The sequence below is a fragment of the Kribbella sp. NBC_00382 genome, assembly GCF_036067295.1.
Lineage (GTDB): Bacteria > Actinomycetota > Actinomycetes > Propionibacteriales > Kribbellaceae > Kribbella.
In genome coordinates, this window is record NZ_CP107954.1 from 2,646,252 (window position 1) to 2,661,779 (window position 15,528).

Here is a 15,528-nt window from a genome sequence, read left to right on the forward strand (position 1 = left end):
GCCGTCATGAACCGCTACTGCTTCTGCCTCCAGGTCCGGCCGGATCGGCTGGACGAGTACGTCGAACGCCACCGGCACGTGTGGCCCGACATGCAAGCCGCGCTGCGCGACTCCGGCTGGCACAACTACTCGCTCTTCCTCCGCGACGACGGGCTGCTGGTCGGGTACGTCGAGGCCGAGGACCTGGAGGCGGCGCAGAAGGCGATGGCCGCGACCGAGGTGAACACCCGCTGGCAGGCCGAGATGACCGAGTTCTTCACAGGTATCGAGGGGCGGCCGCCGGACGAGTCGTTCGTGCTGCTGCCCGAGATCTTCCATCTGACTCCGAGTACCGAGGACTGATATGACCACCGTGACCGATGCACTGAGCCGTCAGGAGATCGAGCTGCCCTCATGGGCGTTCGGCAACTCGGGGACCAGGTTCAAGGTGTTCAGCCAGCCCGGCGTGCCGAGGTCGCCGGAGGAGAAGATCGCCGACGCGGCCGTCGTGCACAAGTACACCGGGGTCGCGCCGAGCGTCGCGCTGCACATCCCGTGGGACAAGGTCGATGACTACGCCGCGCTCGGGGCGTACGCCAAGGAGCAGGGCGTCCGGCTCGGCGCGATCAACAGCAACGTCTTCCAGGACGACGACTACAAGCTGGGCAGCGTCACCAACCCGGATCCGCGGATCCGCCGGAAGGCGACCGACCACCTGCTCGAGTGCATCGAGATCATGGACGCCACCGGTTCGCGGGACCTGAAGCTGTGGTTCTCCGACGGCACGAACTACCCGGGCCAGGACGACCTCTGGGATCGGCAAGACAGGCTTGCCGAGGCGCTCAAGGAGGTCTACGACCGGCTCGGCGACGACCAGCGGATGCTCCTTGAGTACAAGCTGTTCGAGCCGGCCTTCTACGCGACCGACGTGCCCGACTGGGGTACTTCGTACGCGCACTGCCTCGAGCTGGGGCCGAAGGCCGTCGTGTGCATCGATACCGGGCACCACGCGCCGGGGACGAACATCGAGTTCATCGTGGCGTTCCTGTTGCGGGCGAAGAAGCTCGGCGCGTTCGACTTCAACAGCCGGTTCTACGCCGACGACGACCTGATGGTCGGTGCGGCCGACCCGTTCCAGTTGTTCCGGATCATGAACGAGATCGTCCGTGGCGACGCCCTCGACCCGGACCGTGGGATCGCCTTCATGCTCGACCAGTGCCACAACATCGAGGCGAAGATCCCGGCCATCATCCGGTCAGTGATGAACGTCCAGGAGGCGACCGCGAAGGCGCTGCTGGTCGACCGCGACGCGCTCCGCAAGGCCCAGCAGGACGGTGACGTGCTGGCCGCGAACGCCGCGATCATGGACGCCTTCAACACCGACGTCCGCCCGCTGCTCGCCGACCTGCGGACCGCACAAGGCCTCGATCCCGACCCGGTCGCTGCCTACCACCGCAGCGGCTACTTCGAACAGATCACCAAAGACCGAGCCGACGGCCAGCAGGCCGGATGGGGAGCGTAATGACCGAGCCAGCAGCCGAGCTTGTTGCTAGAAGCAACAGGCTGGGTGCCGACCCGCGCAACACCAACTACGCGGGCGGCAACACGTCCGCCAAAGGCACTGCCGTTGACCCGGTGACGCAACAACCCGTCGAGCTCGTCTGGGTGAAGGGTTCCGGCGGGGACCTCGGCACGCTCACCGCCGCGGGTCTGGCGGTACTGCGCCAAGACCGGCTGAACGCGCTTGTCGAGGTCTACCCCGGCGTGGACCGCGAGGACGAGATGGTCGCGGCCTTCGACTACTGCCTGCACGGTAAGGGCGGAGCCGCTCCGTCCATCGACACCGCGATGCACGGACTCGTAGACGCTCCGCACGTCGACCACCTGCATCCCGACTCGGGGATCGCGCTGGCGACGGCCGCCGATGGCGAGAAGCTGACTGCGGAGTGCTTCGGCGATCGAGTTGTCTGGGTGCCGTGGCGGCGTCCTGGGTTCCAGCTCGGGCTCGACATCGCGCAGGTCAAGAAGGACAACCCGCAGGCGATCGGCGTGATCCTCGGCGGCCATGGCATCACGGCTTGGGGCGACACCTCTGCCGAGTGCGAGGCCAACTCGCTCGACATCATCCGGACGGCGGAGCGCTTCCTGGCGGATCGTGGCAAGGCCGAGCCGTTCGGGGCCGTAGTACCGGGGTATGAGGCACTGCCTGAGAGTGAGCGGCGGCAGCGGGCGGCGGCGTTGGCGCCGGTGATTCGTGGGCTGGCGTCGACGGACAACCCGCAGGTCGGGCACTACAACGACTCGGATGGCGTGCTGGAGTTCACCGCTCGGGAGCGGTTGGCCGAGCTGGCTGCGCTGGGTACGTCGTGCCCGGACCACTTCCTGCGTACGAAGGTCCGGCCGCTCGTTCTCGACCTGCCGCCGACGGCTTCGGTCGAGGAGGCCACGCTGCGGCTCAGGGAACTGCATCTGGAGTACCGCGAGGACTACGCGGCCTACTACGACCGCCATGCGACGCCTGACAGCCCGCCGATGCGCGGTGCCGACCCGGCGATCGTGCTGGTGCCCGGCGTTGGGATGTTCAGCTTCGGCAAGGACAAGCAGACCGCTCGGGTGGCCGGCGAGTTCTACCTGAATGCGATCAACGTGATGCGCGGCGCGGAAGCTGTCTCGACGTACGCGCCGATCGACGAGAGCGAGAAGTTCCGGATCGAGTACTGGGCGCTGGAGGAGGCGAAGCTGCAGCGGATGCCCAAGCCGAAGCCGCTCGCCACCCGGGTCGCCTTCGTGACCGGCGGCGGTTCCGGCATCGGCAAGGCGATCGCCCAGCGGCTGGCCGCCGAGGGTGCCTGCGTCGTCGTCGCGGATCTTGACCTCGCTGCAGCCGAGGCCGTCGCAAAGGAGATCGGTACTACGGACCGCGCGGTCGCCGTCGGTGCGGACGTGTCGGATGGCGCGGCCGTCGAGCAGGCGATGCAAGAGGCCGTGCTGGCCTTCGGCGGCGTCGACCTGGTCGTCAACAACGCCGGACTCTCGATCTCGAAGCCACTACTCGAGACCACCGAGAAGGACTGGGATCTGCAGCACGACGTGATGGCGAAGGGGTCGTTCCTGGTCTCGCGCGCTGCCGCGAAGGTGCTGATCGACCAGGGCATCGGCGGTGACATCGTCTACATCTCCAGCAAGAACGCGGTCTTCGCAGGTCCCAACAACGTCGCTTACGGCGCTGCAAAGGCCGACCAAGCGCATCAGGTCCGCCTGCTCGCGGCTGAGCTGGGCGAGTTCGGGATCCGGGTCAACGGTGTGAACCCCGATGGTGTCGTCCGGGGCTCTGGGATCTTCGCCAAGGGATGGGGTGCGCAGCGCGCTGCGGTGTACGGCGTACCGGAGTCTGAGTTGGGGGCGTTCTACGCGCAGCGGACGCTGCTCAAGCGCGAGGTGCTGCCGGAGCATGTGGCCGCAGCAGTCTTCGCTCTCGCGGCTGGGGATCTGTCCCAGACGACTGGCCTGCACGTACCCGTCGACGCCGGCGTCGCCGCCGCCTTCCTGCGCTGAGGAGTTTCGCCATGTGGAGCAGTGATCCGAGCCGCTCGGTGGACGGACACGGCGTGCTGCCGTGGGTCGAACCGCGGAAGACGCGGATCGGTCTGGTCGCGGGTGGGCTCGGCGCGTACTGGCCGCAGTTCCCCGAATTGCTTCCGCAACTGCAGGCCTCGGCTCGACGCGTGTCGGAACGGTTCTCGGCGCTCGACTGCGAGGTGATCGACGTCGGCTTCATCTCCGACGCGACCGAGGGAGCGGCGGCGGCCGAGAAGCTGAGGCTCGCGGACTGCGATCTGATCGTCGGCTTCCTCACCACCTACATGACCGCGTCGATGCTCGTACCGATCGCGCAGCGCAGCGGGGCGCCGGTCCTGCTGCTCAACCTGCAGCCGACCGAGTCGATGGATCACGCGTCCTTCGACACCGGTGCCTGGCTCGCGTACTGCGGTGCTTGCCCGCTGCCCGAGATGGCGAATGCCTTCGAGCGCTGTGGGATCGACTTCCGTTCGGTCTCGGGGTACGTCGAGGACGAGCGCGCGTGGGCGCGGATCGAGCGGTGGCTCAAGGCTGCTGGGGTTAGGGCCGCGTTCCGGCATGGGCGCCACGGACTGCTGGGACATCTCTATCCCGGGATGATGGACGTGATCACCGATCCGACGCTCGTCTCCGCGCAGCTCGGTGGGCATGTCGAGATCCTGGAGATCGACGACCTGCGGGTTCGGGTCGAGAAGGTGACCGAGGCCGAGACGGCTCTCCGGATGAAGGTCGCCCGGGAGGTCTTCACGCTGGACGATTCGGTGAACGAGGACGACTTCCGCTGGGGTGCGACGGTGTCGGTCGCGCTGGACAGGCTGGTCGAGGACTTCCAGCTGGACACGTTGGCCTATTACCACCGAGGGCTCGACGGCGAGACGCACGAACGCGTCGCCGCCGGGATGATCCTCGGCGCATCGTTGCTCACGGCAAGGGGTGTGCCGGCCGCCGGGGAGTACGAGCTGCGCACGTCGCTGGCGATGCTGGTGATGGACAAGCTGGGCGCGGGCGGTTCCTTCACCGAACTGCAGGCGCTGAACTTCCACGACAACGTGGTGGAGATGGGTCACGACGGTCCTGCCCACCTGGCGATCAGCGCTGCCAAGCCGTTGCTGCGGGGGCTCGGGGTGTACCACGGCAAGCGGGGTTGGGGAGTCTCGGTCGAGTTCGACGTGAAGCACGGCCCGGTCACTGCTTTGGGCCTGGGCCAGTTGCGCGATGGCTCGTTCCGCCTGATCGCGTCCGAGGGCGAAGTCGTCCCCGGACCCCTCCTCCAGATCGGCAACACCACCTCCCGCGTCGACTTCGGCTGCGACCCCGGCGAATGGACCGACGCCTGGTCCGCCTCCGGCATCGCCCACCACTGGGCCTTGGGCACCGGCCACCGAGTAGCCGAACTGAAAGCAGTAGCCGACCTCCTCCACCTAGACCTCCGCGTCGTAAAGGTCTGAGGCCCACCCATGGCCGTCAACCTCGCAGCAGTAGACCTAGGCGCCTCCAGCGGCCGAGTCATGCTAGGTCGCGTCGACGCCTCCGTCGGCCAGCTCGACCTGACCGAGGCCCACCGGTTCTGGAACGGCGCAGTGCGGCTCGGCGACACGTTGCACTGGGACATCCTCGCCCTTTACCGCGAGACGCTGGTCGGCCTCGCCGCCGCCAACACCCTCGCCCAAGCCGCCACCACTCCGCCGACTCACCCTGCCCCTGCATCCCCGGCCGGCCCGGCCACGGCTCAGCCGGGGCTGGCTGGCGTGGGGATCGACTCCTGGGCGGTGGATTACGGGTTGCTCGACTCGCGGGGGCGGTTGCTTGGGAATCCTGTGCATTACCGCGACGCTCGCACCGACGGGGTGATGGAGCGGGTGCTTCAACACATTTCCGCGGATGAGTTGTATGCGGTGACTGGCTTGCAGCAGTTGCCTTTCAACACGATCTATCAGTTGGCCGCTGAGCGAGGGCTCGAGCAGGCTGCGACGTTGTTGATGATTCCGGATCTGCTCGGGTATTGGCTGACCGGCGAGGTCGGGGCTGAGGCGACCAACGCGTCCACCACGCAGTTGTACGACGTACGGGCTCGGGGGTGGAGCGAGGGACTGGCGCGGCGGGTCGGAGTACCGGCCGGGTTGTTGCCGGGAATTCGTGAGGCTGGGCAGGTGATTGGACCGCTATTGCCGGCGGTTGCTGAGGAGACCGGGCTTGATCCGGCAACTCCGGTGATTGCGGTGGGGTCGCATGACACCGCGTCGTCGGTGGTTGCGGTGCCGGCTGCGGAGGGGGAGCGGTTCGCCTACATCTCGTCGGGGACGTGGTCGCTGGTCGGGCTGGAGCTTGACGAGCCGGTACTGACCGCCGAGGCGCAAGCGGCGAACTTCACGAACGAAGGGGGTGTCGACGGCCGGATCAGGTTCTTGCGGAACGTGATGGGGCTGTGGATCCTGCAGGAGTGCCTGCGGGTGTGGGGGGATGACGATCTGCCGGGACTGTTGCGCGCGGCTGCCGAGGCGCCGGCGTTCGCAGTACTGATTGATCCGGACGATCCGAGTTTCCTTGCCCCCGGCAACATGCCGGGGAGGATCGAGGAGTTCTGTGCACGCTCCGGGCAGGATGCGCCGCGGTCGCGCGCGGCCGTCGCCCGCTGTGTGCTGGAGAGCCTCGCACTGGCGTACCGCCGGACGCTCCGGCTGGCGCAGGAAGTCGCCGGGCGGGAGATCGATGTCGTCCATGTGATCGGTGGCGGTTCGCAGAACGAGTTGCTGTGCCAGCTGACCGCAGATGCCTGCGGACTGCCCGTCCTGGCTGGGCCCGTCGAGGCATCCGCCCTAGGCAACGTACTAGTCCAGGCGCGAGCACTAGGAGAACCGCTTCCCGACCTGACCGCGATGCGCGCACTGGTCCGCGCAACCCACAAGCTGCGGCCCTACCAGCCGCAGGGCAAACCGGCCGACTGGGACGCCGCCGAGTCCCGGGTGTTCGGAACAAGGTGACCCCCCATGACCACCCTCCAGAACGACCCCCTGGCCCCGGAGAACCGCCCTCACCCCAATCCACCCCACCTCCGAGCCATCACCCACAACCCACCCCACCCTCCCCAACCCACCCCCCACCGCCACGAACCCCCCGACCCTCGCGCCCTGCACCCGAGCGCCTTCCACCGTGGTGATCCAGAGCCCCGCGACCTGTACCCCGACGAGCAACAGTCCGGCGCCCTGCGCACCGGTGAGCTGGAGGCCCGCGGTCTCCACGCGGGGGATCCGCCGCCTCGGGATCCGCCGCCTCGGGACACGCTGACGCGGGAGGCGTTTGCTCGGGAGGCTTATGCGCGTGAGGCGCGCTCACGTGATCCGCTCGCTCGGGACCTGGTGGCCCGGGAGGGGCCGGGGCGTGAGCCGCTCGGGCGGGACGTGAGCGCCCGGGACGTGGTAGCGCGCGAGCCGCTTGGACCGGACATGGCAGCGCGCGAGCCGCTTGGACCGGACGTGGCGGGGCCTGAGTCGTTGGGGCGGGATGTGCGAGCTCGGGAAGCGTTGGCTCGGGTTGGGCGGGGGGCGCATCGCGAGATCAGCCACGACGACCTGCAACTCCTGCGACTCCTCGCGACCGGTCTCCCGATGGACTCCGTTGCCCGTCGTCTCGACCTGTCCGAACGCACCGTACGCCGGCGCACTCGCGCCGCCTGTGACCGTCTCGGCTTCGGCACCGCCGTAGAAGCCATCGTCTGGGCCGCCCGCCGCGGCCTCCTCTAACCGCCCCCGACCCCAACCGCCCGCGCCGGGCACCGACAACCAGCCCGGCCACAGCCGCCGGCCCCCCGACAACCAGCCCGGCCACAGCCGCTGGCCCCCGACAACTACCGGAGCCGTCTCCGCCGGTTCCGTCAGCCAAGCGGCAACCCGACCGTCCCCGGCAACCCCGACCGTCTCCGCCGGTCGGCACAACTCATCTCAACCAGGTTCACCTGTCGACTCCGTAGCCGACGGGTCTGTTCGCGCTGTCCAGTTTCGGCCTCGCCTCACCGAGTGCCGTGCTCCGTCTGAAGATCCCGCCCGAATCTCCCGAGGAGTCCGTCCAGATGTCTCTCCGTTTACGCATCGGCAGCCTGCTGGCAGCCGCCGTCCTGGTGACCCCGCTCCTACCTGCCACAGCCGCCCCACCGCCGGCAGCCGCCCCAACCGCCGCAGCCAACCCAGCCGCCGGGCCCACCACCGTGACCGGCCTGCGGACCAACAGCCTCACCAATCCGCTCGGTATCGCCCCAGGCGCGCCCCGGCTGAGCTGGCAGCTCGACGGCACCCGCCGCGGCACCGCCCAGACGAAGTACGAGGTGCACGTTGCCTCCACCGCCGGCAAGACCGCAGACCCCGACATCTGGAACAGCGGCGTCGTCACCTCCGACCGCTCGGTCGACGTCCCGTACGCCGGCCCAGCCCTGACCCCGTACACCCAGTACTTCTGGCAGGTCCGCGTCTGGGACGACACCGGCACCCCATCCGCCTGGTCCACGGTCGCTACCTTCGAGACAGCGAACCTGAAGCCCGAGGACTGGCAAGGCGACTGGATCGGCGCCGACAACCAGCCCGGCGCGGAGTGGACCGACTACACGATCGACGCCGACGTCACCCTCACCAAGGACGCGCTCGGCTTCTTCTTCCGCGGCCGTGGTGGCAACGGCTACATGTGGCAGCTCAACCAGGAGAACGACGCCCGCCCGACCCTCCGCCCCCACCTGAAGCAGTCCACCGGCTACACCCTCCTCGGTGAGATCCCGCTGACCGGCGTCAACCTCAAGCAGCGCAACCACCTCAAGATCACCATCGCCGGACACACGATCACCACCTGGATCAACAACACCCAGGTCGACCAACGAGACCGCTCCGACCACGACGCCCCCGGCCTCGTCGGCTTCCGCACCAACGGCGTCGAGGCAGGCGTCGTCCACACCCTCAAGGTCACCAACGCCGCAGGCAAGACCCTCATCGACACGGCCTTCGCCAAGGGCGACCAGACCTTCCCCGACGGCACCGTCCTCGCCACCGGCGGCCTTGAGGTCAAAGGCAACACCGACCTCTGGCTCCCCGGCAAGGCTGTCCCCGTCTTCCGCAAGAGCATCACCTTGCCCAAGAAGGTCGCCAAGGCCCGGATGTACGCCGCCGCGCAGGGCATCTACGAGCTGAGCCTCAACGGCCAGAAGGTCGGCGACCAGCACCTCGCCCCCGGCTGGACCGACTACGCGCATCGCATCCAGTCCCAGAGCTACGACGTCACCAAGCTCGTCGCCAAGGGCAGCAACACGATCGGCGCCGAGGTGGCCAACGGCTGGTTCGCCGGCAACGTAGCGATGTTCGGCTCCAACAAGTACGGCAGCCAGACGGCCCTCTCCGCCCAACTCCGCGTCACATACACCGATGGCACGACCGACGTCTTCGCCACCGACCCGACCTGGGAGACGGCGCCAGGCGCAGTACAGGCTGCTGATCTGCTCAACGGCGAGACTTACGACGCGCGCAAGACCCCGACCGACTGGACTCCGGTCCAGGTCAGGCCGAGCGCGACGTCGAAACTGGCTCAGCAAACCGACCAGCCCGTCCGGGTCACCGGAGAGCTCGCAGCCAAGGCGATCGCGTCACCTACGCCCGGCGTCTACCTCTACGACCTCGGCCAGAACATGGTCGGCGTCGGCAAGTTCCAGCTGACCGGTACCCCCGGACAGACCGTCAAGATCCGGTACGGCGAAGTCCTCAACCCCGACGGCACCCTCTACACCGACAACCTGCGCAGCGCGAAGGCCACCGACCGCTACACGTTCGCCACCAGCGGCCCGGAGACGTACCAGCCGAGATTCACCTTCCACGGCTTCCGGTACGTCGAACTGAGCGGCCTCCCCACCGCCCCACCGGCCAGCGCCGTCACCGGCGTCGTGATGGGCACCGATGGAGCCAAGACCAGCAGCTTCATCACCAACTCCGCCCTGGTGAACAAGCTGCACAGCAACATCGTCTGGGGCCAACGCGGCAACTTCCTCTCGATCCCGACCGACACCCCGGCTCGCGACGAGCGGATGGGCTGGACGGGTGACATCAACGTGTTCGCCCGGACGGCCGTCTACAACCTGGATTCGCAGGCCTTCCTCACCAAGTGGCTGCAGGACCTCCGCGACAGCCAGGCCGCGAACGGCGCCTACGCAAGCGTTGCACCGACCGTGCCCAACTCGTTCGACGGCGGTCTGGGCAACGCAGGCTGGGCCGATGCGGGCGTCAACGTCCCGTGGACGATCTGGCAGGCGTACGGCGACACGTCCGTCATCAGCCAGCACTACGACTCGATGCGCCGGTATGTCGACTACCTGGTCGCCAGCTCCAATGGCCTCATCCGTGGTGGCGGTGACTATGGCGACTGGCTGAACCTCGACGACCCGACCCCAGGCGACCTGATCGGTACCTCCTTCATCGCCAAGGGTTCTCGCCAGTTGAGCCAGATGGCGGCCGCGATCGGCAACACGGCCGACGCAGCGAAGTACCAGAAGGTCTATGAAGACACCAAAGCCGCCTTCCAGTCGCGGTTCGTCGCGGCCGACGGCACGGTGGGCACGGACAGCCAGACGGGGTACATCCTCGCCTTCACCAACGACCTGGTCCCGACCGACAAGATCACCGCGGCCGGCGATCACTTCGCCAACACGATCCTCCGGCGCGACACCCATCTGTCGACCGGCTTCCTCGGTGTCGACGGACTGCTGCCGGTGCTCACCAAGATCGGCCGCTCCGACCTTGCGTACAAGCTGTTGCAGAACACCTCGTACCCGTCCTGGGGTTACGAGATCGGCAAGGGCGCCACGACGGTCTGGGAGCGCTGGAACTCGATCAACCCGGACGGCACCTTCAACGACGTCGGGATGAACTCCTTCAACCACTACGCGTACGGCGCAGTCGGCGAGTGGATGTACCGCACGCTGGCCGGCGTCTCGGCCGCCGAACCGGGCTATCGCAAGGCGCTGATCGCACCGACGCCAGGCAATGGCATCGACTCGTCCGACTACAAGTACCAGACCCCGTACGGCGAGATCGCCAGCCGCTGGAAGGGAACGACCGAATACGGCCTGACGCTCGACGTGACCGTGCCCGCCAACACGACGGCGACCGTACGGATCCCCGCACCGAACGTCGGAGCGGTCACCGAGAGCGGCAACCCGCTGGCCGGTGCGGACCACGTGAGCAACGTGGTCGATGAGGGCTCGACCGTCGCGATGACGGTTGCCTCAGGCACCTACCGGTTCGTGGTCGAGCCGGCGCCGATCCGGCTCAGCGCGACCGGTACGCCGGCCGCGGGCGAGCCCGGTACGACCGCCACTGTTTCGGCCGTCGTTAAGAACCGTTCGACCGCCCCGGTCACCGGCAAGCTCGAGGTGACCGTGCCTGAGGGCTGGACCGCGCCGACGACCGAGCCCGTGACCCTGCCACCAGGCACGCAGACCACGATCACGGCACGTATCGCGGTACCGCTCGCGGTGAATGCAGGCCCGGTGGCGTTCGGGGTGAAGTTCCTCGACGCCGTCGCACCGTCGATCGGCTTCACCGTGAACGAGTCGCTGGAGCCGGCCAACGCCATCGACTACGTGGATCTCGGATTGATGGCGTCCGAGTCGGCGCACTCGCTCACGGCCGCGCCGTCGTCGGGGACCACCGTGGAAGCCGGCAGGACGCGAAGGTACGCCGGGATGTTCGTGCCGGGCGCCTGGTTCGAGTTCAACCTCGGCATCAAGGCCAACCAACCGTTCGTGATGCGGCTGGTGGAGACCTACGACAAGGCGCAGACCAAGGACTACGAGGTCCTTGTCAACGGCAAGGTGGTCAAGCACCGGGTGATCAGCAGCCCGGGCGCCGGACTGCAGACGTACCAGTTCGTGGTCGACGACCCGACGCTGCTCACCAATCCGACCGTCCGGGTCAGGATCCAGCACAACGCGACCGCCTCGGGCTACGACCCGTCGATCGCGGACGTCTGGTCGCTGCCGAAACCCTGATCGCGTGCATCCGTCCGGCGCTCCCAGCGCCGGACGGATGCCTAGATCAGGTAGCGGAACTCGGCCGAATCGGGCTTGATGCGTTCGATGTCGAGAGGGGCCGCCTCCATCCGGTCGAGCAGACCGGTGAGGTCAGTGGGGCGGCCGATCTCGATGCCGACGAGGGCGACACCGGTCTCCCGGTTGTTGCGCTTCACGTACTCGAAGAGCGTGATGTCGTCATCAGGCCCGAGAACGCCGTCCAGGAACTGCCGCAAGGCACCCGGCTCCTGGGGAAACGTCACCAGGAAGTAGTGCTTGAGTCCCTTGTGGACAAGGGATCGCTCGAGGATCTCGCCGTACCGGCTGACATCGTTGTTTCCACCGGACAGCAGGCACACGACAGTCTGGCCCGGCTTGACCTCGACCCCGTTGCCCAGAGCCGCCGCCGACAAGGCGCCGGCGGGCTCGGCGATCAGCCCGTCCGTTTGGTACAGCTCCAACATCTCCGAGCAGACCAGCCCCTCGGGCACCGACACCATCTCCACCCCAGCGGCCGCAACCAATGGGAGGGTCACGTCACCGACCCGGCGTACCGCAGCGCCATCCACAAAGCTATCCAGCTGCGGCAGCGTCACAGGCGAGCCGGCAGCCAACGCAGCAGCCATACTCGCCGCGCCACCCGGCTCCACCCCGACAACCCGTACGCCGGGATGCCGCTGCGCGAGCCAGGTCGCCACACCCGCGATCAGCCCTCCACCGCCGACGGGCACGACCAGTACGTCGGGCGCCTGGCCGAGTTGCTCAAGGATCTCGATGGCGACCGTGCCCTGTCCTGCAACGGTTCTGGGGTCGTCGAAGGCGGGGACCAGCGTCGCGCCGGTGGCAGTTGCCTCGGCCAGAGCGGCTGCGGCCGCATCGTCATAGGTGTCGCCGGTCACGATCACCTCGACCTGCGAACCGCCGAGTGCCGCGATCCTGTCCCGCTTCTGGCGTGGCGTAGTACGGGGAACGTAGACGCGGCCGTGGACGTCGAGGGTGTTGCACGAATAAGCCAGGCCCTGGCCGTGGTTGCCGGCGCTCGCGCAGACCACGCCGGCCTTCTTCGCCGCGTCCTCGAGCTGGGCGATCAGGTTGTAGGCGCCGCGGAGCTTGTAGGAACGGCCGATCTGCAGGTCTTCGCGCTTCAGCCAGACGTCGGCGCCGGTGCGTGCGGAGAGTCGCGGGTTGCGCTGCAGCGGAGTACGGACCGCGATCCCGTCCAGCCGCTCGACCGCGGCCTCGATCTGCTCCGCATCAACCATGCTTGAAGCAACTGCATGACTCGCCTGCATGACGTTCCTTCCCGTGCATCTGCACGTTCTTCACCGTTTTGCTCGCTGCACAAGACGCGCCCCGTCCAGAGTTCGGACCGTACAACACTGTTGCGCAACAGGTCCTTTTTTCATGCGTGAAACTCCTCTGGTGTGGGCAGTCTAGTTCTCATACGCTCACTCGGTGTAACGGCCAGGGGTCTGGACGGGATGAGCCGAGTAAACCGGTCAACGGGGACTGGAGGGCAGAGATGGAATCGATTCCGTTCAGTCTGTGGGGAGATGCGTTGTGGTGTGGGCAGGAAGTCGTGCGGGAGGCTCCGCACGAGCAGGCGATCCGTCGCTTGTTTCCTGATCCGATCCCGGCGCGTGGCGCAGACCTGGACACCACCGCGGACCTGGTCCCGGAACCGCGGAACCGCTTCGACCCTCGCTCGATCGCTGTTCGGGTGCAGGGAAGTGTGGTCGGCTACTTGCCGAGGGACGATGCGCACCGGTACCACCCGGTGTTGTCGGAACTGGTGGCGCAGGGTCTGCAACCGCAGGTCCCTTGCCACCTGTGGGTCAGTGAATGGGAGCCCGCCGATTGGGAGGGCAAGGGCGACAACGGCACCGAGTTCCACGCCAGCGTCGCCGTCGCTCTGGGCCAGCCGCACATGCTGGTCCCGGTCAACCTGCCACCGCCCGGGAGCTACCACCTGCTGCCGCCGGGCAGCGGGATCGTCGTACCGGGCAGTGAGGTCAAGCCGGACGTCCTGACACCGTTCTTCCGGCCGGAAGGCGAGTGCTGGGCGTACGGGACGATGCACGCCGTCGAGGAGGAGGACGGGTTCCAGGACCGGCATCAGATGGTCGTGGAGATCAGGCTGGACGACGAACCTGTCGGCCGGCTGAGTCCTCGGCTGAGTGCCGAGTTCCTGCCCGCCATCCACTACCTGGCGGACATGCGTGCCGAGACAGCCACACGAGTCGCCGTTCGCGGCGACCGGACCGCATCGGAGGTGATTTTGTACGCAGCTCGGAGTCATGATCTGCCGGCCACTTGGCCGGACGGTCTGACCCGGTCTCCAGTGGCTTCTCCACCCTGGCACTACTGGGTCGGTAAAGAGGCGAACTGATGCCAAGGCGGCCGCGCAGTACTCACCTAAAAGGTGGAGGCGGGTACTGCGGGGCTACCGAGGGGATCAGAGCTTCTGGCTCAGCAGCTGGAAGATCTCGTCGTGGGCGCCCGGGAGGTCGTCGTGGCCGAGGTCCGGATAGGTGCGGTGCTGCTTCGGGCTGGTGAGCTTGTTGTAGACCGCGTACTGCGTCGACGGTGGGCAGGTCTGGTCCTCCAGGCCGGAGTAGAGCGTAACTTCGGCCTGGATCCGGGCTGCCAGGTGCTGTAGGTCGATGTAGCCGAGCGTCGTGAACACCTCCTGCTCGCGCAGGTGCCTGGGGTCGCGCTTCTTGAACCAGGTGGTGATCTCGTTGTACGGGCCCTTGTCGAGGTTGAGTTCCCACGCGCGCTGGTAGTCGGCCAGGAAAGGGAACACGGCCGCCGTGTACTTGACGGTCGGCGTCAGCGCCGCGGCGACCAGGCTGAGGCCGCCGCCCTGGCTCCAGCCGGTCGTACCGATCCGTGCGGCGTCGACCCCGGGCAGGGCGCTGACGATGTCGACGAGCCGGCGGGTGTCCAGGAAGACGTGCCGGTACAGCAACGACTCTGGGCCGCCGTCCAGGCCCTCGACGAGGTGGTTGCGTAGCGAGAAGCTGTTGGGCTGCTGCGACTCGCTCCGGTACGCGACTTGCTCCCGTACGTCCAGAGCCGCGACGGTGAACCCGCGGGCGGCGTACGGGAGCAGGTCGACCCAGTTCGGCTGCTCACCGCCGTACCCGTGGAACATCAGTACCGCGGGGCCCTCTGGGTTGTGCGGGCGGAGCACCTTGGCGTGCACGCGGTAGCCGCCGGTGCCGGTGAAGTAGAGGTGCTCGGCCGTCGCGAACGGCAGCGGGAAGTCGGTCGCCGGGGCGAACTCGGTCTCCGGGTCGGTCGCCGCGAGCTCGGCCAGCGACTTCTCCCAGAACTCGTCGAAATCGGCCGGCCGGGGATTGGTCCCCTGGTAGGCGAGCAGTTCCTCGGACGACATCTCGAACGACAGCACGGTCTCCGGACTCCCCTTTGTCAAGTCTTTGTCAGGTCAAACAATCGACCCTTATTCTGCGGGGTCGGCGGTCTCCGCGGCAGTGCCGTCCCAGATCGTGTAACCGTTGGCCTTGTTGAGCCGCTCGCGCAGCTCGGCCTCGAGCTTGTCCAGCCGCGCCGGCGCTAGCCATTGCACGGGGATGAGGACGGAGTGCTCCTCCTGCTTGGTTCGCAGGACGATCGCCTGGCCCTGCGTGGTACCGGTCCGGCCGACTGCGGTGATATCGGTCCACGCGGTCCGCAGCCCGCGTACCTGGACGTCATCAGAGCCCAGCCTCAGCAGCACCGGCGGCCGGGCGAGGATCCACAGCCCGGCCAGCACCACGAGCCCACCGAGTACGCCGAACACAGCCACCGCCGCGTCCGGCACCCCGACCCCCCAAAGCACCGCCGCCACGCCAAGCAGCATCACCCCAGCAGCCGGAACCCCAAGAAACCGACCCGGCCGCATCCGGTACGTCGTACGCATCCCCCCAGGA

Annotated in this window: 11 protein-coding genes; 8 read left to right on the forward strand and 3 right to left on the reverse strand. The window is 67.7% G+C overall.

From position 1 onward, the window contains the following. Positions 1–6: 6 nt before the first annotated feature. From OHA70_RS13055 to OHA70_RS13085, 7 genes are all read left to right on the forward strand, one after another. The gene (locus OHA70_RS13055) at positions 7–342 is read left to right on the forward strand and encodes an L-rhamnose mutarotase (RefSeq protein ID WP_328332068.1); all 336 of its coding nucleotides are present in this window, start codon (positions 7–9) and stop codon (positions 340–342) included. 1 nt (position 343) lies between these two features. Further along, a complete protein-coding gene (rhaI, locus tag OHA70_RS13060) occupies positions 344–1,501 on the forward strand; it encodes an L-rhamnose isomerase (protein WP_328332070.1) in 1,158 nt (385 codons plus the stop codon). Further along, positions 1,501–3,534 carry a bifunctional aldolase/short-chain dehydrogenase gene (locus OHA70_RS13065; protein WP_328332072.1) on the forward strand — a complete coding sequence of 678 codons (2,034 nt, stop codon included), beginning with the start codon at positions 1,501–1,503 and terminating at the stop codon, positions 3,532–3,534. Before rhaI ends, OHA70_RS13065 begins: the two co-directional genes overlap by 1 nt. A gap of 11 nt (positions 3,535–3,545) precedes the next feature. Continuing rightward, on the forward strand, positions 3,546–5,006 hold the full coding sequence (locus OHA70_RS13070; RefSeq protein WP_328332074.1) for an L-fucose/L-arabinose isomerase family protein: 1,461 nt from the start codon (positions 3,546–3,548) through the stop codon (positions 5,004–5,006). A 9-nt stretch (positions 5,007–5,015) separates the two neighbouring features. Beyond that, positions 5,016–6,539, forward strand: coding sequence for a rhamnulokinase (locus OHA70_RS13075; protein ID WP_328332076.1), 1,524 nt, complete (start codon positions 5,016–5,018; stop codon positions 6,537–6,539). Between the two features lie 6 nt (positions 6,540–6,545). Further along, positions 6,546–7,298 (forward strand): LuxR C-terminal-related transcriptional regulator, encoded by a 753-nt coding sequence (locus OHA70_RS13080; protein WP_328332078.1) that lies wholly within the window; start codon positions 6,546–6,548, stop codon positions 7,296–7,298. Between the two features lie 326 nt (positions 7,299–7,624). Then, complete coding sequence (locus tag OHA70_RS13085) at positions 7,625–11,572, forward strand: family 78 glycoside hydrolase catalytic domain (RefSeq protein ID WP_328332079.1); 3,948 nt, start codon at positions 7,625–7,627, stop codon at positions 11,570–11,572. A 41-nt stretch (positions 11,573–11,613) separates the two neighbouring features. Here the strand turns inward: OHA70_RS13085 and ilvA are convergent, their stop codons facing one another. After that, positions 11,614–12,885, reverse strand: coding sequence for a threonine ammonia-lyase IlvA (gene ilvA, locus OHA70_RS13090; RefSeq protein WP_328332081.1), 1,272 nt, complete (start codon positions 12,883–12,885; stop codon positions 11,614–11,616). 230 nt (positions 12,886–13,115) lie between these two features. Here ilvA and OHA70_RS13095 point away from each other — a divergent pair, with 230 nt between their 5' ends. Next, complete coding sequence (locus tag OHA70_RS13095; protein ID WP_328332082.1) at positions 13,116–13,982, forward strand: hypothetical protein; 867 nt, start codon at positions 13,116–13,118, stop codon at positions 13,980–13,982. A 66-nt stretch (positions 13,983–14,048) separates the two neighbouring features. Here OHA70_RS13095 and OHA70_RS13100 read toward each other — a convergent pair whose 3' ends face one another. Then, positions 14,049–15,008, reverse strand: a complete 960-nt coding sequence (locus OHA70_RS13100) for an acetylxylan esterase (protein ID WP_328332084.1) — start codon at positions 15,006–15,008, stop codon at positions 14,049–14,051. A 51-nt stretch (positions 15,009–15,059) separates the two neighbouring features. Beyond that, positions 15,060–15,518: a hypothetical protein gene (locus OHA70_RS13105; RefSeq protein WP_328332086.1), complete on the reverse strand. Its 459-nt coding sequence runs from the start codon at positions 15,516–15,518 to the stop codon at positions 15,060–15,062. Positions 15,519–15,528 lie beyond the last annotated feature (10 nt).